At 69.2% G+C, this 20,638-nt stretch carries 19 protein-coding genes; 11 read left to right on the top strand and 8 right to left on the bottom strand.

Translation table 11 applies throughout. The annotated features are described in order from the left end of the window. Positions 1–10: 10 nt before the first annotated feature. Together ACFYTQ_RS06080 and ACFYTQ_RS06085 are read left to right on the top strand one after the other, a co-directional pair. Complete coding sequence (locus ACFYTQ_RS06080) at positions 11–1,486, top strand: aldehyde dehydrogenase family protein (protein ID WP_387357539.1); 1,476 nt, start codon at positions 11–13, stop codon at positions 1,484–1,486. A gap of 173 nt (positions 1,487–1,659) precedes the next feature. Next, a complete protein-coding gene (locus ACFYTQ_RS06085) occupies positions 1,660–3,537 on the top strand; it encodes an alkyl/aryl-sulfatase (RefSeq protein WP_387357540.1) in 1,878 nt (625 codons plus the stop codon). A 5-nt stretch (positions 3,538–3,542) separates the two neighbouring features. Here the strand turns inward: ACFYTQ_RS06085 and ACFYTQ_RS06090 are convergent, their stop codons facing one another. Both ACFYTQ_RS06090 and ACFYTQ_RS06095 read right to left on the bottom strand, forming a co-directional pair. After that, entirely contained in the window at positions 3,543–4,211 is a 669-nt protein-coding gene (locus ACFYTQ_RS06090) for a GAP family protein (protein WP_387357541.1), read from the bottom strand. Continuing rightward, the gene (locus ACFYTQ_RS06095) at positions 4,204–5,907 is read right to left on the bottom strand and encodes a SulP family inorganic anion transporter (RefSeq protein ID WP_387357542.1); all 1,704 of its coding nucleotides are present in this window, start codon (positions 5,905–5,907) and stop codon (positions 4,204–4,206) included. The genes ACFYTQ_RS06090 and ACFYTQ_RS06095 overlap by 8 nt, the downstream gene beginning before the upstream one ends. Positions 5,908–6,155: 248 nt before the next feature. Between ACFYTQ_RS06095 and ACFYTQ_RS06100 the strand changes: the two genes are divergently transcribed. Next, a complete protein-coding gene (locus ACFYTQ_RS06100) occupies positions 6,156–6,602 on the top strand; it encodes a hypothetical protein (RefSeq protein ID WP_387357543.1) in 447 nt (148 codons plus the stop codon). 115 nt (positions 6,603–6,717) lie between these two features. On the opposite strand, the gene ACFYTQ_RS06105 is transcribed toward ACFYTQ_RS06100, so the two are convergent. Together ACFYTQ_RS06105 and ACFYTQ_RS06110 are read right to left on the bottom strand one after the other, a co-directional pair. Beyond that, positions 6,718–7,500 (bottom strand): DUF1254 domain-containing protein, encoded by a 783-nt coding sequence (locus tag ACFYTQ_RS06105; RefSeq protein ID WP_387357544.1) that lies wholly within the window; start codon positions 7,498–7,500, stop codon positions 6,718–6,720. A 129-nt stretch (positions 7,501–7,629) separates the two neighbouring features. Then, positions 7,630–8,673, bottom strand: coding sequence for an Lrp/AsnC family transcriptional regulator (locus tag ACFYTQ_RS06110; protein WP_387357545.1), 1,044 nt, complete (start codon positions 8,671–8,673; stop codon positions 7,630–7,632). A gap of 95 nt (positions 8,674–8,768) precedes the next feature. Here ACFYTQ_RS06110 and ACFYTQ_RS06115 point away from each other — a divergent pair, with 95 nt between their 5' ends. From ACFYTQ_RS06115 to ACFYTQ_RS06145, 7 genes are all read left to right on the top strand, one after another. Continuing rightward, positions 8,769–9,965: a M20 family metallopeptidase gene (locus ACFYTQ_RS06115; protein WP_387357546.1), complete on the top strand. Its 1,197-nt coding sequence runs from the start codon at positions 8,769–8,771 to the stop codon at positions 9,963–9,965. A gap of 8 nt (positions 9,966–9,973) precedes the next feature. After that, complete coding sequence (locus ACFYTQ_RS06120) at positions 9,974–11,260, top strand: MFS transporter (protein ID WP_387357547.1); 1,287 nt, start codon at positions 9,974–9,976, stop codon at positions 11,258–11,260. Between the two features lie 181 nt (positions 11,261–11,441). Further along, positions 11,442–12,362 (top strand): NAD-dependent epimerase/dehydratase family protein, encoded by a 921-nt coding sequence (locus ACFYTQ_RS06125; RefSeq protein WP_387357548.1) that lies wholly within the window; start codon positions 11,442–11,444, stop codon positions 12,360–12,362. Between the two features lie 321 nt (positions 12,363–12,683). Continuing rightward, the gene (locus tag ACFYTQ_RS06130) at positions 12,684–12,899 is read left to right on the top strand and encodes a hypothetical protein (protein WP_387357549.1); all 216 of its coding nucleotides are present in this window, start codon (positions 12,684–12,686) and stop codon (positions 12,897–12,899) included. A gap of 250 nt (positions 12,900–13,149) precedes the next feature. Further along, a complete protein-coding gene (locus tag ACFYTQ_RS06135) occupies positions 13,150–14,271 on the top strand; it encodes an FAD-dependent oxidoreductase (RefSeq protein ID WP_387357550.1) in 1,122 nt (373 codons plus the stop codon). A 51-nt stretch (positions 14,272–14,322) separates the two neighbouring features. Continuing rightward, complete coding sequence (locus ACFYTQ_RS06140; protein ID WP_387357551.1) at positions 14,323–14,916, top strand: TetR/AcrR family transcriptional regulator; 594 nt, start codon at positions 14,323–14,325, stop codon at positions 14,914–14,916. A gap of 146 nt (positions 14,917–15,062) precedes the next feature. Then, on the top strand, positions 15,063–15,644 hold the full coding sequence (locus ACFYTQ_RS06145) for a hypothetical protein (RefSeq protein WP_387357552.1): 582 nt from the start codon (positions 15,063–15,065) through the stop codon (positions 15,642–15,644). Between the two features lie 13 nt (positions 15,645–15,657). Here ACFYTQ_RS06145 and ACFYTQ_RS06150 read toward each other — a convergent pair whose 3' ends face one another. Next, entirely contained in the window at positions 15,658–16,221 is a 564-nt protein-coding gene (locus ACFYTQ_RS06150) for a TetR/AcrR family transcriptional regulator (RefSeq protein ID WP_387357553.1), read from the bottom strand. Positions 16,222–16,287: 66 nt separating this feature from the next. Here ACFYTQ_RS06150 and ACFYTQ_RS06155 point away from each other — a divergent pair, with 66 nt between their 5' ends. After that, positions 16,288–17,313 carry a zinc-binding dehydrogenase gene (locus tag ACFYTQ_RS06155; RefSeq protein ID WP_387357554.1) on the top strand — a complete coding sequence of 342 codons (1,026 nt, stop codon included), beginning with the start codon at positions 16,288–16,290 and terminating at the stop codon, positions 17,311–17,313. Between the two features lie 93 nt (positions 17,314–17,406). On the opposite strand, the gene ACFYTQ_RS06160 is transcribed toward ACFYTQ_RS06155, so the two are convergent. From ACFYTQ_RS06160 to nirB, 3 genes are all read right to left on the bottom strand, one after another. Further along, a complete protein-coding gene (locus tag ACFYTQ_RS06160) occupies positions 17,407–17,649 on the bottom strand; it encodes a hypothetical protein (RefSeq protein WP_387357555.1) in 243 nt (80 codons plus the stop codon). A 207-nt stretch (positions 17,650–17,856) separates the two neighbouring features. After that, positions 17,857–18,165, bottom strand: coding sequence for a Rieske (2Fe-2S) protein (locus ACFYTQ_RS06165; protein WP_387357556.1), 309 nt, complete (start codon positions 18,163–18,165; stop codon positions 17,857–17,859). After that, entirely contained in the window at positions 18,162–20,636 is a 2,475-nt protein-coding gene (gene nirB, locus ACFYTQ_RS06170; protein WP_387357557.1) for a nitrite reductase large subunit NirB, read from the bottom strand. Before nirB ends, ACFYTQ_RS06165 begins: the two co-directional genes overlap by 4 nt. Positions 20,637–20,638: the final 2 nt, after the last annotated feature.

A 20,638-nucleotide genomic window follows, 5' to 3' on the forward strand; every position in this document is an offset into this window, starting at 1 on the left:
GGAGAGAGCTATGACCACCAACCATCCGGTGCCCGCGTTCGTCGGCACGGCCAAACACAATCTGATCGGCGGACGCTGGGTGCCCGCCGCCTCGGCCGAGACCATCGACGTCGTCAATCCCGCCACCGGCGCCACGATGGGCACCATCGCCGCGAGCGGCGCGGCCGATGTGGACGCCGCGGTCGCGGCCGCCCGCGCCGCCTTCGAGGGCGAATGGAGCCGCTGGACACCGCACCAGCGGCGCTCGCTGATCCTGCGCGTCCACGACCTGGTCCTCGAGAACTTCGAGGAACTCGCCACCATCGAGACCCTGGACATGGGCGCCCCGCTGACCCGGACCCGGGGCCTGCGCGAGTGGACCTCGCAGGTGCTGCAGTTCTTCGCCTCTCAGGTCGACGCGGGCACGGGCAATATTCCGCCGAACTCGCTGCCCGGTGATTTCCTGACCCTGCGCTATCGCGAACCCGTCGGCGTGGTCGGCGGGATCATCCCCTGGAACGGCCCGCTCATCGGCCTGTGGTGGATCTTCGGCCCGGCCCTGGCGACCGGTTGCACGGCCGTGCTCAAGCCCGCAGAGGACGCGTCGCTGTCGGTGCTCCGGGTCGCCGAACTGCTCACCGAGGCCGGTGTTCCCGACGGTGTCGTCAACGTGGTCACCGGTTACGGGAAAGACGCGGGCGCGGCACTGGCGGAGCATCCCGGCGTCGACCGGATCGCGTTCACCGGTTCGGTGGGCACCGCCCGAACCATCGTGCGGGCCTCGGCCGGGAACATGAAACGCCTGCAACTCGAGCTCGGTGGCAAGTCGCCCGATATCGTCTTCGCCGACGCCGATCTGGACGTGGCGGTGCCGGGTGCGGCGATGGGCGTGTACACCAACAGCGGCCAGGTGTGTGTGGCCGGCACCCGGATCTTCGTCCAGCGCGCCATCCACGACGAATTCGTCTCGCGCATGGCCGAATTCACCAAGACGGTCCGCGTGGGCGACGGCCTGGACCCGAACAGCCAACTGGGCCCGCTGATCTCGCAACGCCAGCTCGAGCGCGTGCTGAACTACATCGACATCGGCTCCCGCGAGGCCGAATTGGTCAGCGGCGGTAGGCGACTCGACGGTGACCGGGGATCGGGCTTCTTCGTCGAACCCACGGTGTTCGCCTCCGCCACCAACGAGATGACCATCGCCCAGGAGGAGATCTTCGGCCCGGTGGCCACGGTGATCCCGTTCGACGACATCGACGAGGCGCTGCGCCTGGCCAACGCCACCCCCTACGGGCTGGCCGGCGGTGTCTGGACCCGGGATCTCGCCACCGCGCACAAGGTTTCGCGCGGCATCAACGCCGGCACGGTCTGGGTCAACTGCTACGGCGTCCTCGACCCCTCGGTCGGCTTCGGCGGAACCAAGATGAGCGGCTACGGCTGGAAGGGCGGCCGCGAACACGTGGAGAGCTACCTCTACCCGAAGGCCGTCTACATGAACCTGGGCTGAGCCGCCCACGGCGGACCGGCCGGGAGACGATATCGCCTCCCGGCCGGTTCGATACACCAGACCACCGCACCATTGCCGCGACCTGACGAACTCGGTGATCCGGTGGGGGAGGGTGAGGTTTTCACCCGTTTCGGATGGTACGAGCGGGTGGCGCGGTAACCAGACTGCGCGTCATGGCATCGAAAACAGCATCGGCGTCCATCGCTGCCCGGAACAAGGCGCTGCGGGACAGTCTGCCGTTCGCCGACACCCAGGACTTCGACGACGTCAACCGCGGACTGATCGCCCGGCGTTCCCCGAACGCGGTCACGGCCGAGGACGGGACGGTGCTCTGGGACAACGACACCTATGCCTTCCTCGACGGCGAGGCCCCCGACACGGTGAACCCGAGCCTGTGGCGCCAATCCCGGCTCGTGGCCGTGGACGGCCTGTTCGAGGTGGTGCCCGGCATCTATCAGGTGCGGGGCATGGACCTGTCGAACACCTCGTTCATCGAGGGCGACGACGGGGTGATCGTGGTCGACACGCTGTTGTCGGTGGAGACCGGGCGGGCCGCGCTGGAGCTGTATCGCGCCCACCGCGGCGACCGGCCGATCAAGGCGATCGTCTACACCCACTCCCACGCCGACCACTTCGGCGGCGTGAAGGGTTTCGTATCGCAGGACGAAGTCGACAGTGGGGCGGTGCGGATCTTCGCCCCCGAAGGGTTCCTCGAACACGCGGTGTCGGAGAACGTTTTCGCGGGGACCGCGATGAACCGGCGTGCCGGATACATGTACGGCGCCGCGCTCGCCCGCGGTCCGCAGGGTCAGGTCGGCGCCGGGCTCGGGCAGACCCTCTCGATCGGCACGGTGTCGCTGATCGCGCCGACCGATATCGTCACCACCACCGGTCACGAGGTCACCGTGGCCGGGGTGCGGATGGTGTTCCAGATGGCTCCCGACACCGAGGCGCCCGCGGAGATGCTGGTGTACTTCCCCGATTTCCACGCCCTGTGCGCCGCCGAGGACGCCACCCACACCTTCCACAATCTGCTCACCCTGCGGGGCGCGGTCGTGCGGGACCCGCACGGGTGGGCCAACTATCTCACCGAGACCATCGACCTGTTCGGCGGCGACGCCGAGGTCGTCTTCGCCTCCCACCACTGGCCCACCTGGGGTAAGGACCGGGTCCGGGCGTTCCTGTCGACCCAGCGCGATCTGTACGCCTACGTCCACGATCAGACCCTGCGCTTGATGAACAAGGGCCTGACCGGTCCGGAGATCGCCGAGGCCATCGAACTGCCGCCGTCGCTCGAGAACGCCTGGAGCGCGCACGGCTACTACGGCTCGGTCTCCCACAACGTGAAGGCGGTCTACCAGCGGTACCTGGGCTGGTTCGACGGCAACCCGGCGAACCTGTGGCCGCACCCGCCGGTCGAGCAGGCCAAGCGGTACGTCGAGTTCATGGGCGGTGCCGACACGGTGGTGGACAAGGCCCGCGAGTCCTTCGAGAGCGGCGATTTCCGTTGGGCCGCACAGGTTCTCAACCATGTCGTGTTCGCACAGCCGGATCACGCGGCGGCCCGCGAGCTACTGGCCGACACCTACGAGCAACTCGGCTACGGCGCGGAGAACGGTACCTGGCGCAGCTGGTATCTCTCGGGCACGACCGAACTGCGCCACGGTGGTTTCGGCACCCCCACCGAGACCACCGCGCCCGATGTCGTCGCGCAGCTGTCGCCGACCATGTTGTTCGACGCCATCGCGATCCAGATCGACGGGCCTCGCGCGTGGGGCGAGGATCTGACGATCGACGTGGCGCTCACCGACCTCGACCAGCGCTACCGGCTGCGCCTGGCCAACGGTGTTCTCACCTACAGCGCCCGTCCGCAGCCGGGCGAGGCCGACGTGACGCTGACCACCACCAGCCGAACGCTGCCCGCCCTGGCATTCGGCGGATTCTCCGGCGACACACCCGGTATCGAGCTCAAGGGCGACGCGTCGGCACTACAACGCCTGGCCGCCGTGCTCGACCCGGGCGACAAGAACTTCGCCATCGTCACCCCCTGATCGGATCAGGACCGCACCGACATCAGATTCACGACGCCGCGGAGGGTGAACAGCGCCCCGAAGGCGAACAGCACCGTGATCGACATCGCGCGATTGTTGCGGACCATCCAGTCCTGCGCGGTGTCGAGGGCGGTGCGGGCACGGTCGCCGAGGGCGAGGTAGACCCCGATCGGGATCAGGAAGTCCAGGGCCGCGGCGGCGAGCAGCAGCGCGGTGGCGAGGAAGGCCGCGCCGGTGCCGGTGTGGGAACTGGAGATCAGGCTCATACCGGAGATCATGATGAACAGGTTCGGGTTGACCACCGCGAAGGCGAGACCGATCACGAAAGCCCTTCTCGGACCGGCGTTTCCGAGTTCGTCGAGCCATTTCGGGGTGGTCGCCGCGGCGGCGCGGGGTCGGGTCGCGACCCAGGCTCCGGCGGCGAGGAAGATCAGCCCGACGGCCAGCCCGGCGGCGGAGGAGGTGTGCGGCGAGGTCGATCCGGGGTCGGAGGCGCCGCCGAGCAGGGCCGAGACGACGATCAGGGTGTAGGTGAGCATGAACGCGCCGCCGAAAGCCCGCGCGTTGCGCACGGGCTGATGCGAATGCAGCAGCAGGATGCAGCCCGCGATCGCGCCGGGGGTGATGATCAGGCCGATCAGTTCCGGGAGCAGTCGCAGCAGCAGCTCACCCATGGTCGCCTCCTGGGGTCGTGTCCTCGGGCAGGTCGGCCACCGCGGCCGTCACGGTCGGGTACACCCCGATCGGGGTGGCGGTGGTCTCCGACGCGCCGAGCGTGTCGCCGAATTGCCCGATGGGCCGGGCGATTCGGAAGCCGATGCCGCGGCGGGCCAGGGCGGCGCGCAGGTCGTCGAGCATGGCCGCGGCGGTGACGTCGATGCTCGGCGAGGTCTCGGCGTCGAGGACGACCAGTCGGGTCCGGTCGGTGCACAGGCTCGTGACGCGGTCCCGGACGTAGTCGGCGTTGGCGAAGTACAGCCCGGATTCGACGCGGACCACCAGCAGGTCCGGCCGCCGCGGCAGGCCCGGGTGCCGGACCGCGTCCAGCCACAGCGAGCCCTGTTTCACCACGGGCGCGACGTGCGGGCGGGAGGTGCGATAGACCAGCAGCAGCATCGAGATGCCGATGCCGATGAGCAGGCCGGGCAGCGTGTCGAACAGCAGCACGCCCAGCATGGCCGCGGCCGCGGCGAGGAAGTCCGCGCGCGCCGCGTGGCCGTAGATGCCGCCGAGGCGCTCGGTCCACACCCGGTACAGCCGCCGCAGTCCGGCGATGTCGACCAGTTCGACGACCGCGGCGATGACCACGCCCGCCAGCGTCGCCTCGGGCAGTTTCTCGAACAGCCCGGTGAGCAGCAGCAGGGTCAGCACCGTCAGCGCGGCGACCACGAGCCCGCTCAATTGCGTTCTGGCCCCGGCCGATCCGTTGACGGCAGTCTTGGACAGGCTGCCGTTGACGACCATGCCCGACGCAAGGCCGGAACCGAGATTGGCCGCGCCGAGGCCGAGCAGTTCACGATTGGCGTCGACGGTGTAACCCGCCTTGGCCGCATAGGTTTTCGCCGCGCCGAGGCCCTCGGCGAATCCGATCAGCAGGACGCCGATCGCGGGCCCGGCCAGATCGAGATAGTCCCCGAAATCCGGGCCATCGGGCAGGCCGAGGGCGGGCAGGCCCGAGTCGATGTGCCCGACGATGGCGACGCCGTGGTCGTCCAGATCGAACACGGCGACCGCGGCGATGCCCAGCAGCACCGCGAGCAGCGAACCGGGAACCAGGGGGAGCCAGCGTTTCACACCCAGTACGACCGCCAGGCTGAGTAGGCCGAGAACCAGTGTGCGCCAGTGCGTTTCGCCGAGATGGGTGAGCACTCCCCAGGCCTGCCGGAAGAAGTCGCCCTCGTGCTTGCCGATGCCGAGGAGCTTGGGGACCTGGCCGATGATGATGGTGAGCGCCAGCCCGACGATGAACCCCTTCAGAACCGGTTCGGAGATGAACGAGGCCACGAAGCCCAGCCGAACGAGCCCCGCCAGCAGACCGGCCACCCCGGTGACGAGAGCCAGCGCGGTGGACAGCGCGAGGTAGCGGCCGCCGTCGGCCCCGGCGAGGGGCGTGACGATCGCGGCGGACAGGGCGGCCGTCGCCGACATCGGGCCGACCACCAGATGCCGCGAACTGCCCGCGAGCGCGTAGAGGACAAGCGCGGGCACCGCGGCGTAGAGGCCGGTCACCGGCGGCACACCCGCGATCGAGGCGTAGGCCAGCGCCTCGGGAACCAGCACGGCCCACACGGTCAGGCCCGCGACGATATCGGGCCGCAGCCACGCGCGGCGGTATCCGGCCAGCGACTGGAAGATCGGCGCGCCGGTCACGGACGGCCGTCCGGGCGGGGGATCAGGGCGGCGGCCGCACTCCTCGCCGAGAGGACCCCACGCGCAGCCCTGTGCATGGGACCGACCCTAATCAGGGTTTCGGCGCAACCCTCACCCGTTCGGGGTGAGATCGCCGCTGTCGAGCCGAATGTCGAGCCGGACTCGGGCCTGCTCGCGGGCCGGAGTCGGCCGAGATCACCCCGACCGGATGACGCCGCCCCGCGGGCGGCATTCCTAGCCTGGCCGTCATGACGACGTATCTGCAAGAGCCCCACCCGGTTCGGCAGGGTTTCGCCGCCGGGATCACCATGTTCGCCGCGGTGCTGTTGCTCATCGGCGGGATCATGTCTGTGCTGCAAGGCATTTCGGCGGTGGTGCGCGACGAGGTGTTCCTGCGGGTCCCCGAGTACAGCTACCGGATGGACCTGCCCACGTGGGGCTGGGTGCACATCGTGCTCGGTGCCCTCGCGATCCTCGTCGCCCTGGCGATGATGATCGCCGCGCGCTGGGCCCTGATCCTCGCCGCCGTCGTCGCGGCGGTCTCGATCGTGGCGAATTTCCTGTCGCTGCCCTACGCGCCGTGGTGGTCGGTCGCGACGATCGTGGTCGATCTGGTGGTGCTCTGGGCCGTCTCGACGTGGCGGCCCTACGCGCCCGTCGTCCTGGAACCCGTGCGCCCGGTCGCCGGGCGCTGACGGCGGCTTGTGCGTCACAGTGCGCCGGGAACATCCCTGTGCTCGATGATCTCCGGGTCCTCGAGGCGCCACTGCTTGTTCATCACATCGGGGCCGACACCGTAGAAGCGGAACATCAATTCGAAGGTCTCGCTCTCGCCGGTTTCGATGAAATTCGCGTCCCGGCCCGGCGCAGCGTTCGGCCCGAAGTACTTTCGGCGAACGCGCGGTCACGCGCCAACCAGGGTTCGGCCTGCACGACGCGGTCGAGAGCTTTCCAGAATTCGAGGGTCTCGGGAATGCGGGTGTCGACCAGTTCGCCCGCGAGGTCTCGCCTCGGCGTCTCGGGCGGGTCCGCCGCGTCGGCCAGACGGTAGATGCGAATGCCCCGGCAGTAGTCCAGACCCGCGTCGAGGGCTGACTGGGTTGCCTCGGGCAGCACCGTCCGCAGGAGCGCGTACACCCGATTGGTGTCGGACCGGAGCACGAGATAGCCGTCGGGCGGCGTTTCGTCGTAACCAGGGGGGAGGAGCAGATACCGCGCCCCGCGCCCCTGGTCGGCACCGAACTTCCCGACGTCTTCGAGCGGGACCTGCCAGACATTGCACAGGCTGCCGTTCAGCACATGCTGCTCGTTACCCGGGGGGATCTCGACGACGATCGGTCCGTCGCGGCCGACGTCCAGGAAGGCCATGTAGTAGATGAGGTCGGGATTCGGTGTCAGAGTCTGGTTGCGCCAATCCAACAGCTTCGACCAATACAGGAATTCGATCGCGCCCCGCGGTTCCATGACCGACCGCATGATCTCGTAGTTCACCGCGGCCATACCCCACACGGCTGCTTCCACGGCCCGCCGGTGGACGGCACGATCCATGGGATTCGGCATTGCGGATTCGGTCATCATCGGCCTCTCGCGCATCGAGATCCACCTGTTCCTGCGACCGCCGAGCGGCCTGGCAAGTCGAGGTCAGCATCCATGGACCGGGGTCCGATCGGTTCATCCGAAAGGGATGAACCTGGAGTACACGGGAGCGTCGGCGCACGCCGGTCAGGGTGGTGGCGGGTGACCCGGATCCGCCCAGATCTCCATCGGGATCGTCGCCACGCTGCGGCCCGCCGAGTCCAGGATGCGGCCCATGCGTTTGAGGAACCGCAGCACCATCGACGTGCCCAGCACGGTGAACCGCGGCGCCTGCGCGGACAGCCGCGACTCGACCACCGGCACCTCGTGCACCGACGGCAGCGAGAAGCCCACGGCGAGATTCGGTTCACCGCCGGACACGCGCATGCAGACCCGCGCGCCGGGGACGCCCAGCACCGCCTCGACCGTCGCCCGGTCGTTCGGATCGGCGCGGCCCCAGACCCACATGCCCACCGGCCAACTCGACAGCGACAGCGCCAGATCGCAGCGCAGCACCAGGCGGCCGCCCGCGATCATGCCGTCGAGGCGGCGGCGCACCGTGGTGAGGCTCGATCCGGTTTCGCTCGCCAGATCCGACAGCGGGGTCCGCCCGTCCTCGCCCAACCGCAGGACCAGCGCGCGATCGGTCGCGTCGAGCGGCCGGGGTTTCGGCGGGCGCGCGGGCCAGGGCCGCACGCTGTCGAGCAGCCGGGCGCGCTGGTCGGCGTCGAGCACCCGCAGCTGCCACTGGTCGCCCATGCGATAGACCCGGGTCACCAGCATGGTGCTGGTCGCGGCGACACCGGGCACGGCCGACAGCGATTCCAGCAGCAGCCGGGACAGCTCGACCACTCCGCCCACCGAGATCAGCAGGGACAGATCGTGTCTGCCGCTGATGTGCTCGACGCTGAGCACATGCGGCCAGTGAGCCAGCTGCCGCGCGGTGTCGTTGACGGTCCCGTTGGCGCAGTCGACCAGAACGATGGCCAGACAGGAGTCGGGCGCGCCGGTGGCACGGCCGCTGACCCAGGCCACCCCGGCCGCGTGCAGCCGCTGCCAGCGCCGGGCCACCGTCACCGGATCGACCTCGAGGACCATACCGAGCCGTTGCCAGGTGGCCCGCGGCGCGATCTCCAGGCAGTTGATCAGCGCCAGATCCAATTCGTCCAGCGCCGCGACAGAATCCTGCATATCCACCCCGGTTCGTCGAATTTCCTGCGATTTCACGGGCCTTTCCGCCGACCTCGACATCCTGTCACGATCACGCACGACAGGAAGGGTCGAGAATGCCTCCCGCTCCGGAAATGCATGCGCTGCACCAGGATCTGGTGCGACTGCGCCGAGAGATCCACGCGGACCCCGAGATCGGCCTGCGGCTGCCGCGCACCCGGCAAAGGGTGCTCGACGCGCTGGCGGGACTGCCGCTCGAGATCACCGTCGGCCGCGAACTCGATTCGATCACCGCCGTTCTGCGCGGCGGGCGGTCCGGCCGCGTCGTGCTGCTGCGCGGCGACATGGACGCGTTGCCCCTGACCGAGCGCACCGGACTCGACTACGCCGCGCGCAACGGGGCCATGCACGCCTGCGGCCACGATCTGCACACCGCCATGCTCGTGGGCGCGGCCCGGGTGCTGTGCGCGCGGCGCGCGGAACTGGCCGGGGACGTGATCTTCATGTTCCAGCCGGGGGAGGAGGGCGCGGACGGCGCGGCCAGGATGATCGACGCGGGCGTGCTGTCCGCGGCGGGCCCGAAACCCGTTGCCGCGTATGCGATTCACGTCATGTCCGCGCGATTTCCGCACGGGGTGTTCACCACCCGGCGCGGACCCCTGATGGCCGGCGCGGACCTGCTGACGGTGACCGTGGAGGGCACCGGCGGGCACGGCTCGGCCCCGCATCTCGCGCACGACCCCCTCCCCGCGGCCGCCGCCATGGTCGGTGCGCTGCCCGGGATGGTGACGCGCACCGCCGATCCCGCCGACACGGCGGTGCTGACCATCGGGGCGATCCACGCGGGCACCGCCGGCAACATCCTCGCGGCGCACGCCGAACTGCACGGCACCCTGCGCTGGCACCACGCGCCCACCCGCGACGCGCTGCGGAAGGGATTCGAACGCGTCTGTCGTTCGATAGCCGACGCGCACGGCGTGACCGCCGACCCGCAAGTGACCGAGTACCTCGACGTCACCGCCAACGATCCGGGCGAAGCCGACTTCGCGGCGACGACAGTCTCCGAAGTGCTTGGGCCGCAACGATATCTGGACCTGGCCGGGCCGCTCTACGCGGGCGAGGACTTCTGCCGGGTGCTGGATCGAGTGCCCGGCGCCATGGTCCTGCTCGGCGCCTGCCCCCGCGACGCCGATCCGGCGCACGCCTTCGACAATCACTCGCCCTATGCGGTGTTCGACGACGCGGTGCTCACCGACGGCGCACTGGTGTACGCCGAACTCGCCGCTCGCCGACTTGCCGCCGATATCGCGTGAGGTCGCTCATGTCCACTACCGCATCCACCGAAAACGCCTCTCCCGCAAACACTTCCGCCGCGCCCCACCCCTGGCGGACGTTGCTGTCGACCGGTGCGGGAAACGCCCTGGAGTGGTACGACTGGGCCATCTTCGGCACCTTCTCACCGTTCTTCGCGCACGCGTTCTTCCCCGGCAAGAGCGGGATGCTCGCCCTGCTGTCCGCGCTGATCGTCTTCGCGATCGGATTCGTCGTGCGGCCCATCGGCAGCCTGCTGTTCGGCTGGTACGCCGACCGTCGCGGCCGCCGGGTCGCGCTCATCGCCGCCATCGCGCTGGCCGCGGGAGGCAGTCTGCTGATCGGCGTCACACCCACCCACGCGGCCATCGGCCTCGGCGCGCCGCTGCTGCTCGTGCTGGCCCGTCTGGCCCAGGGACTCGGCCATGGCGGCGAAATGCCCGCTGTGCAAACGTATCTCGCCGAATCGGCGCCGCCCGGCCGCCGGGGGCGCTGGGCCTGTTTCATCTATGTCTCGGGCACCGGCGGCATCGTCGCCGCCACCGTGCTGGGCGCGGTGCTGAGTGGGGCGTTGAGCAAGGCGGAGATGAACGCCTGGGGGTGGCGGGTGCCGTTCGTGCTCGGTGGCGTCATCGGTCTTTATACGGTGGTCATGCGCGTGCGCCTGCCGGAGAGCACCGCCTTCGCGCCCGGCGCGCGCTCGCCGCTGTGGCGGGAGCTGTGGACCCACCGGGCCGCGTGCGCCCGCTCCTTCGGCCTGACCGTCGGCGGCACCGTCGCGTTCTATCTGTGGGTGATCGGGACACCGGCGCATGTCGTTGCCACCCACCGGATTCCGGCCGCCCAGGTGCTGTGGATCAGCGTGCTCGCGTCCGTCTTCATGATCGCCCTACTGCCCGGTTACGGCATCGTCTCCGACCGCATCGGGCGACGCCCCGTCCTGCTGGTCTTCAGTCTCGGCACCGCCGTCGTCGTCTATCCCGCCACCGCGCTGCTCGACCGCGGCCCCTGGGAGTTGGCCCTCGCCCTGCTGCTCGCCATGGTCTTCCTCGCGGCCTTCGCCGCCGTCATTCCCGCGGTGTACGCGGAACTGTTCCCCGCCGGAATCCGTGCCACCGGAAGCGGTCTCGGTGCCGCCGTGGCCACCGCCGCCTTCGGCGGCACCGCGCCCTACCTCCAGACCTGGCTCACCAGCACCGGCCACACCCACCTCTTCGCCGCTTATGTCCTGGTTTTGATGCTCGTCAGTGCTGCGGTCACGTGGTTCACCCCGGAAACGCGGGATATCCCGCTTTGAGCCCCGCTTCTCGAGGAGTACTGCATGTTTCGGTCGCCGAGCAGCCGCGCAGGCAGCTACGCACCCTCGATGTTGACATTGCTTACATTGCCCGTCTATGCTGCGTTAGCACTGTAAACATGACGTCCGGGATCCGCACTCCGGCACGGTGTCGACACCCCCACCACCTCGAGGAGACCCCATGCAGACCGTCCTCGGCGCAGGCGGACCGATCGCCGACGAACTCGTGCACGAACTTCACCGCACCTACACCAAGGACATACGTCTCGTCAGCCGCAAGCCGTCGCGGGTCGACGACACCGACGAACTCGTGGCCGCGGATCTCACCGACACCGAGGCCACCCGCCGCGCCGTCGCGGGCAGCGAGATCGCCTACCTCACCGTCGGCCTGCCCCTGGACTCGAAGCTGTGGGAGCGGCAGTTCCCCGTCATCATGCGCAATGTCATCGACACCTGCGCCGAACACGGGACGAAGCTCGTCTTCTTCGACAACACCTACATGTATCCCGGAACGTCGGCACCCCAGACCGAGTCGACGGCATTCGCACCGGGCGGCCCCAAGGGACGTGTCCGTGGCCAACTCGCCACCATGTTGCTCGAGGCCATGCGAGCCAATCGGGTTCAGGGCCTCATCGGCCGCGCCCCCGAGTTCTACGGGCCCGGCTCGACCAAGAGCTACACGAATTCGCTGGTGTTCGACCGAATCCGGGCGGGCAAGCGGCCGTTCGTCCCGGTCAACGCCCACACCGAACGCTCCCTGATCTGGACCCCCGACGCGGGCCGAGCGCTGGCCCTGCTCGGCAACACCCCCGATGCCTACGGCCAGACATGGCACCTACCGATCGACCCGAACCGGCGAACCTACGCCCAACTCATCGAATTAGCCAGCGAGGTCACCGCCCGCAAGATCGGCTACACGATACTGCCGATGCTCGCCTTCCGCCTCGGCCGCCACGTCGTCAAGCCCCTCGACGAAATGTACGAACTGATCGACCGCTACCGCGCCGACAACATCTTCGACAGCTCGAAATTCGCAACCCGCTTCCCAGCCTTCCAGGTCACCACCTACCGGGAGGGAGTGGAGCGAATCCTCGCCAACTGACCGCCGGCCGCGCGAGGGACATGCTCTCGGCGCCAACGGATTTCGATTGGGTGGCCCACCGGGTGCGGTACCGGGGATTGGCGGTGTCGCTGGTCGATGACGACGGTCGACGGGGCGCGACGGTGTACGAGAACAAGCGGTTCCCCCGGTTCTATCACCCGTATACCGAAGGGCGAGGCCTGGGATATCGAAGTGCGGACGCCACCGGCGGAGGCCGGGATCTCTCGGTGTTTCGCGGTCTTGGCCAAAGCGGTCGCACGCCGGGCGGCAATCGCCGAAAGCCTGCGCCCGATGTCGCTCTCGTGGCAGCAGGGTGATCGCGTGGAACTGGTACTGCGCGACGAGAAGAGCGGGCGTTGCCATGGCCTGGAGTTGACGGTCCCTACCGACGCGGACATCGACCGCGGAGATTTTCTACTGCCGTCGGAGCCCGGCGGTCTCGGCGCGGTGCTTGTCGAACCCGAGCAATACGCTGCCGGACAAGTGCACCGGCTGCGACATCACCTCGGTGTACGAGGCGATCGCGACAGTGGTTGAGCCACAAGAGGTTTCGGCGCGAGGCGCCATGGTATCGCTGCCCTCTCCTGGACCCGCCCGAACGCGAGGAATTGCTCAGCACCCGAAGCCGGGTTAAATTCGTGGTGTCGCGAAAAACGATGTCCTGCGGCCTTGCTCGCCGGACATCGCGCACACATCGATGCAGGACGGTTCCGATCGGTGAGCGTCTCCGTGCCGAGATCGGGCGTCCTGCCCGCTCCCGGTGTCGAACGCAACCGAGGAGCGCATCATGCGGAAGACCGTCACCATTGTCGGAGCGGGGCTGGGTGGGCTGACGCTTGCCCGGGTGCTCCAAGCCCACGGCGTCGCCGTTACCCTCTACGAGGGTGAGGCGTCGGCGTCGGCGCGAGGGCAGGGCGGTCTGCTCGACATCCACGAGGAGACCGGGCAGGTCGCGCTGCGCGCTGCGGGCTTGGACGACGAGTTCCGCGCTCTGGTCCGGCCGGGCGAGGACGCCAAGCGGGTCGTCGACCGCCACGGCACGATCCTGCTCGACCGGCCCACGGACTCCCGCTCGTCTCGCCCCGAGGTGGACCGCGGCCAACTCCGGCGCCTACTCATCGACTCGCTCGCCCCCGGGACCATCCGGTGGGGCCATAAGGTGACCGCGCTGCGGCGCCACCCGACGGGCGGCTTCGACCTCGTCTTCACGGCGGGTTCCACCGTCCGCGCCGATATCGTCATCGGCGCGGACGGCGCCTGGTCGAAGGTCCGGCCGCTGCTCACCCGGGCCGAGCCGCGCTACAGCGGCACCTGCTTCGTCGAGATCGCCCTCGCCTCAAGCCGTCGGGATCACCCGGAGAGCGTGGCCATGATCGGCAGCGGCACGCTCATGGCTGTCGCGCCGGGTCAGGGCATCATCGTCCATCGCTACGCGGACGGCGGTGTGCGCGGTTACGTGGCGCTGAACAAGCCCGAGGAATGGATGCGGTCGATCGACTTCGGTGACCCGGCCGCCGGTCTGCGTCGCCTCGCCGACGAGTTCGACGGCTGGTCGCCGCTGCTCACCGCGTTCGTGACGGGCAGCGACGCGCGGCCGTGGCTCCGGCCGATCCACGCGCTCCCGGTCGGCCTCGCCTGGGACCGGGTGCTGGGCGTGACGCTCGTCGGCGACGCCGCGCATCTCATGTCGCCCTTCGCCGGTGAAGGCGCCAACCTCGCCATGTACGACGGCGCCGACCTGGCCCAAGAACTGGCCGAGCACCCCGACGTCGAGACCGCGCTCGCCGCCTATGAGAAGCGACTCTTCCCCCGCAGCCGCGAGGTCGCCGCCCAGTCGGCGCACAACCTCGAGACCTTCTTCGGTCCAGAGGCGCCGAACAGCGTGGTCGCGCTGTTCGCCCGCACCTAACGGCCGGAGTGCTCGACGGTACCGATCGTTCTATCTGCTACCTTCGACTGGATGGTGCGCAACGCTCGAGGTCAGGTGTCCGAGGCGCGGTCGAGGCTGCTCGGGACCGCCACCCGGATTTTCTACGCGGAGGGTCTGCATTCCGTCGGGATCGATCGGATCGTCGCGGAGGCGAAGGTCACCCGCGCCACTCTGTACCGGCACTTCCCCGGCAAAGAGGACCTCGTCGTCGCGTATTTGCAGAGTGTGCACGAGATGGAGTGCGAGGGGATCGGCACGATCCTCGCCGACGATCTCTCGGCCGCCGACAAGCTGCGAGCCATCGCCGGGTCGATCACCGAGGGCATTCGCTCGGCCGATTTCCGCGGCTGCGCGTTCCTCAATGCCGTCGCGGAGTATCCCGATCCCGCGCACCCCGTGCATCAGGCCGTCCTCGCGCACCGCGAGTGGTTCCTGAACACCGTCACGGACCTGCTCGCGCAGGTCGGCGACACACCGCCGGAACTCGCGGCCCGGCATTTCGTGATGCTGCGGGACGGCGCGATGGTCTCCGGTTGCCTCGCCGACCCGGCCGACGTCTGCGACACATTCCTGCGCGGCGTCGACGGAATCCTCCAGCACCGCATCGAATCCGCCTCGAAGTAGCGGCCCGCCAGGTCGCTCCATACCGCCACATCGGCCGCCAATGAGGTAGAACGTTCGGTCTTGACTTCCTGCGGCACCCTGGTCATGCTGATCCGACATAGAACGTTCGTTCTTCCGGAAAACGCCCGGACGATGAAGGGATCAAAGTGACTACTGTCGACTCGCCCGCCGCAGCTGGGTTCGCCCCGGCGCTGAGCCGGTTGTACCTCGTGCGGTTCGCGTTCGCCATCGTGTGGGCGGTCCTGATGTTCCTGACGACCAGGTCGGGCCTGGGGGCGGTCGGTGGCGTCCTGCTCGTCCTGTATCCGCTGTTCGATGTGGGATCGGCCATCGTGGACGCTCGCTCGGCCAAGAGCGGCGGATCGGTCACCGGCCTGTACGTGAACATGGCGATCAGCCTGCTCGCCGCGCTCGGTATCGGGATCGCCGCCGCGTCCGGCATTCCGGCGGTATTGCGGGTGTGGGGCGCCTGGGCGATCGCGGCCGGGCTGGTCCAGCTGATCGTCGCGCTGGGCAGGCGCGCAATGGGCGGTCAGTGGCCGATGATCCTCAGCGGCGGCATCTCGGTGCTGGCCGGAGCCGACTTCGTCGTCAGCGCCTCGGCGGCGGACCCGACGCTGTCCAGCGTGGCCGGTTACGCGGTCCTCGGCGGCATTTTCTTCCTCGTCTCGGCGATCCGCCTCGGCCGCGTCGATGAGCGGAACCGACGCTCCGTCGAAAAGTACTGAGCGACAAGGTGTTTCAGCTCACCATTCGCCGAATCGCCGCCTTGGCGGCCGTCAGCGCGACCACGTCACCCGCGACCCGCGACAACAGCAGCGCGCCCTCGATCTGCGAGACGACCGCCGTCGCGATCGACTCGGCGTCCTCGGCGGACCGGCCGTCGGCTCGTAACCGTTCGGCGAGGGCGGCGCACCAATCCTGGAACGCGCGCGCCGAGGCGGCCCGGACGGCGGGACTGGAGTGCACCGATTCGGTGGCCGCCGGAGCGATCGGACAACCGTCGCGTTCGTCGGCCGCCAGGGCGGCGGCGAGACCGTCGATCCACCCGTCGGTGACATCGGCGACGGGGAGGTTCGAACGCAGGGCGTGGCGGAGTTGGCGGGCGATGGCGGCGCCCGCGGATTCGACCACTGCCGCCGCCAATTCCTGTTTGCCCCCGGGGAAGTGGTGATAGAGCGAGCCGGGTTTGACCTCGGCGACCTCGAGGATCTGGTTGACGCCGGTGGCGGCGTACCCCTGCCTGCGGAACAGCGTCGCGGCGCTGTCGACGAGTGCGGTGCGGCTCTGATCTCTGCGGGTCACCCTGTTGACTTTACTTGAGAGATCGTTCAAGAATACTTGAGTGGTCTTTCAAGAAAGGGTTGCGCGATGAAGCAGCTGATGTTCACCGAGCCGGGCCGATGCCGATGGCAGGAGATTCCCGACCCCGAGCCGCCGGGACCGGGACAGGCGCTGGTACGGCCGATCGCGGTGGCCTGCTGCGACCTCGATGTGGCGGTGGCCCAGGGCCGCGCGCCGCTGCCGCCCGGATACGCGGTCGGACACGAGGGCATCGGCGAGGTGATCGCGGTCGGCGACGAGGTGACCTCGGTGGCGGTGGGTGATCGCGTCGTCGTGCCGTTCCAGATCAATTGCGGCACATGCCGGACGTGTCGGCGCGGCCGGACCGGATCGTGCGAATTCGTGCCGGGCCGCGCGATGTACGGGCTGGGCTCGATCGCCGGGTTGGACGGGGGCGGATTCCTCGCCGACGCCGTCCTGGTCCCGTACGCGGACGCCATGCTGGTCCCGGTGCCGCCCGAGGTGGATCCGGTCGCGGTGGCGTCGCTGTCGGACAACATCCCCGACGGCTGGCGCACTGTGGGCCCCTACCGCGATCGGCTCGACGCGGCCGATCCCGCCGATCGGCGAATGCTGGTGGTCGGCGGACTCTCGATCGGCCTGTACGCCGCGGCGTTCGGCGTCGCCTACGGCGCGCGGGTCGACTACGTCGACACCGACGCCCACCGCCTGGCCGCCGCCGAGAGGCTCGGCGCGATCCCGCACGACCGCCCCGCACCCGACCGCGCCTGGGACCCCTACCCCCTCACCGCGAACACCTCCGCCGACCCGGCCCTGCTGGCCGCCGCCCTGCGCGCCACCTGGCCCGGCGGCACCTGTACCGACACCGGCATCTACTTCGGCGCGACGGTGGACCTGCCGATGTTCGAAATGTATTCCCGCGGAGTGCGTTTGGTCATCGCGCGCGCCGACGCCCGGGCCGACATCCCCGCCGTCCTCGACATCCTCGCCGCCGGGCACACCCTCGCCCCGGTGGTCGACCGAACCGTCGCGTGGGGCGAGGCCGCCGACATCTGGCCGACCATGACCACCAAGGTCGTGTTCGTCCGCTGATCGTCGCTGTCACTACGAGACAGAACCCGGCCGCGATCGTAACCCTTGGGGCACTTGGTGATTCGGCCTCACCCTCGCGACGTCGAACCGCGACTACGGAGTCAGGAAGTGCAGCCGCCACAACTGCGGCTCCCACGGGTCGCTGACATTGTCGCAGTAGTACTGCACCGCTTGGCGATGCTCGATCTTGTATTCTCCGGCCGCGTCGCACGCCGCGTAGGTGCTGAAATCCGCCGTGTACCAGGTGCCCGCGTACGCGGGGGCGGCCGCCAGCACGCCGCTCACACCGATCCCGACGGTCGTCGCGGCCGTGGCAGCGATCGCTTTGATGTTCATGCGTTTGCTCCTCAGTTTTCCCCGCACAGCCGGGGAGCGGACCATGTGGTTCCAGTCGGAACCGCGTGAAGGGTAACCGGCTTGGAGCTCATCCGGTGATCGCCGACCCGACTTCTTAAGGAGTACTTGATGATATCGGCCGCCACGGTCCCGTCAGCGCCCTCGACCTGGCCGGGCGGCGGGGCGGAGAAGCCGTGGCGCACAGTGTTATCCGAGGATCACCCGGACCGCCCCGTCCGAATCCACTGTGGCCGTGTGGGAACGGACCGGTGCCCCGCCGGTGGATTCGGCGCCGGTGGCGAGGTCGTAGGTGCGGCCGTGCAGGGGGCAGACGACCGTGGCGCTGTCGATCAGGCCGTCGGCGAGGGGCCCGCCGCGGTGCGGGCAGACGGCGTCGAGGGCTCGAAGGGTGCCGTCTCGGAGGTGGTAGACGGCTATCTGGCGGTTGTCGACGACGAAGGTGCGGCCTTCGCCGAGGGGGATGTCGGCGAGGGTGCCGATGATGTGGCCGGTCATCGGGCCGGAACCCGGGGGAGGGGGATGAGGGGGAGGGCGGGGCGGTAGCGGTCGGGGCTGGTCTGCTCCGGGGTGGACCACGGATCCTGGTATGCCGCAACGGATTTGCTCATTGCGGCGTCGAGTTCGGCGGCCAAGCCGTCACGGTCGTCGACGACGACGGCGCGGATGGTGTCGATGCCGACCCGCGGGACCCACGCGTAGGTCCGTTCGAGCCAGTTGGCGTTCTCGCGGTAGTACTGGAGGAACCGCCCGGCCAGGGTGAGCACCTCGTCGGGGGTGTCGACGGTGGCGAGCAGTTCGCCCTTGCGGATGTGGGCGCCCGCCGCGCCGCCGACGTAGATCTCCCACCGGCCGCCGTCGATGGCGACGACGCCGAGGTCCTTGCACAGCGCCTCGGCGCAGTTGCGGGGGCAGCCGGTCACGGCCAGTTTCATCTTGGCGGGACCGGGGATGCCCTGGAAACGCTGTTCCATCGCGATGCCGAGCGCGGTCGAGTCACCGAGGCCGTAGCGGCAGAAGTCGCTTCCCACACAGGTTTTCACGGTACGGAAGCTCTTCCCGTAGGCGTGCCCGGAGGGCATACCGAGATCGGCCCACACCGCGGGCAGGTCCTCCTTGCGGACGCCCAATAGATCGATGCGCTGCCCGCCGGTGAGTTTGATCATCGGCACGCCGTACTTGTCCGCCACGTCGGCGATCCGGCGCAGCTGGTCGGCGGTGGTGACCCCGCCCTGAATCTGCGGCACCACCGAGAACGTCCCGTCCCGTTGGATGTTCGCGTGCACGCGGTCGTTGATGAACCGGGCGTCCGGCTCGTCGACGAACTCCGCGCCCCACATCATGTGCAGCAGCGACGCCAACCCCATCTTCGAGTTCGCGTCCTCCCGTCCGTCCGGCGCGAGCGCCGCGAAAACCGAAGACACCGAGTGCAATCGGAGCTCCCGGATCAACCGCATCAGCTCCGGTTTCGGGTACGGAATCCCCGGCACGTACCACGAGGCGGACGGATCCTCCGCGACGGCGCCGCCGGCCGCCCACTCCACGATCTGCGTCACCAGCGTCTTGCACGAGCCGCAGCCCTTCCCGGCGCGGGTGGCCGCCATGACCCCGGCCACCGACTGCTCCCCGCCCCGCACGCAGTCCACCAGCGTCGCCTTGCTGACGCCGTTGCAGTTGCAGACCTGCGCGTCGTCGGACAGCTCCGCCGCGCCGACCTCGACCGGCGGGGTGCCCAGGTCGAACAGCAGCGACACCCGTTCCGGCGGCAGCGGCAGCCCGCGATCGAAGGCCTGCATGAGGAAGGCGACCTTGCGCACGTCGCCGAGCAGGGTGGCCCCAACCAGTTTGTCGTCGCGGATGACGATCGTCTTGTAGACCCCCAGCCGCGGCTCGCTGAACTGCACGAACTCGTCGTCCTCGCGCTCGGGCGCCTTCAGCCCCATCGAGGCGACGTCCACCCCGGCCACCTTCAGCTTCGTCGCCGTGCGCGAACCGTGGTATCGCGCAGCGGGATTCGCGCCGGTGATGTGGTCGGCGAGCACCACGGCCTGCTCCCACAGCGGGGCGACCAGCCCGTACACCCGGCCCCGGTGCTCGGCGCACTCGCCGACGGCGTAGACGCGATCGTCGTCGACGCTGCGCATGTGGTCGTCGACCACGATCGCGCGCCCCACGGTCAGTCCCGCGCCGCGCGCGAGCCCGACGTTCGGGCGAATGCCCGCGGCGACCACGAGCATGTCGCAGTCGACACCGGTGCCGTCGGCGAACACCACCCCGGTCACGCTGCCGTTCTCGCCGCGCACCCCGCGCGTCGAGGTGCCGGTGTGCACGGTGATGCCCAGCTCCTCCACCGAGCGGCGCAGGATCGCCCCGGCCGGATCGTCGAGCTGCGCGTTCATCAGCGTCGTCGGCGAATGCACGACGTCCACGGTGAGCCCGCGCTGCTGGAGTCCGCGCGCCGCCTCCAGCCCGAGCAGGCCGCCGCCGATCACCACCGCGTGGGTGCGGTCGGCGGATTCGTCGATCATCGACAGGCAGTCGTCGAGCGAGCGGAAGCCGAAGATGCCGCGCAGCAACGTCTTGTCGTCGGCCCACATCCCCTCGATCGGCGGGAAGAACGAGCGGCTGCCGGTCGCGATGATCAGCCGGTCGTAGCGCAGCGCCGTGCCGTCGTCGGCGTGCACGATGCGCGCGAACCGATCCAGCCGCACCACCCGGACCCCGGCGCGCAGATCGATGCCGTTCTCGGCGTACCAGTCCAGCGGATTGAGATAGATCTCGGCCGTATCGTCCACTCCCGCAAGCACATTCGACAGCAGGATCCGATTGTAGTTGCCGTACGGCTCGTCGCCGAAGACGGTGATGTCGAACAGGTCGCCGCCGCCGCGGGCGAGGATCTCCTCCACGGCGCGGGCGCCGGCCATGCCGTTTCCGATGACCACCAGTCGCGGCTTGTTCGTCGCGTCCATGT

Source organism: Nocardia sp. NPDC004068, assembly GCF_042874315.1.
Classification (GTDB): domain Bacteria; phylum Actinomycetota; class Actinomycetes; order Mycobacteriales; family Mycobacteriaceae; genus Nocardia.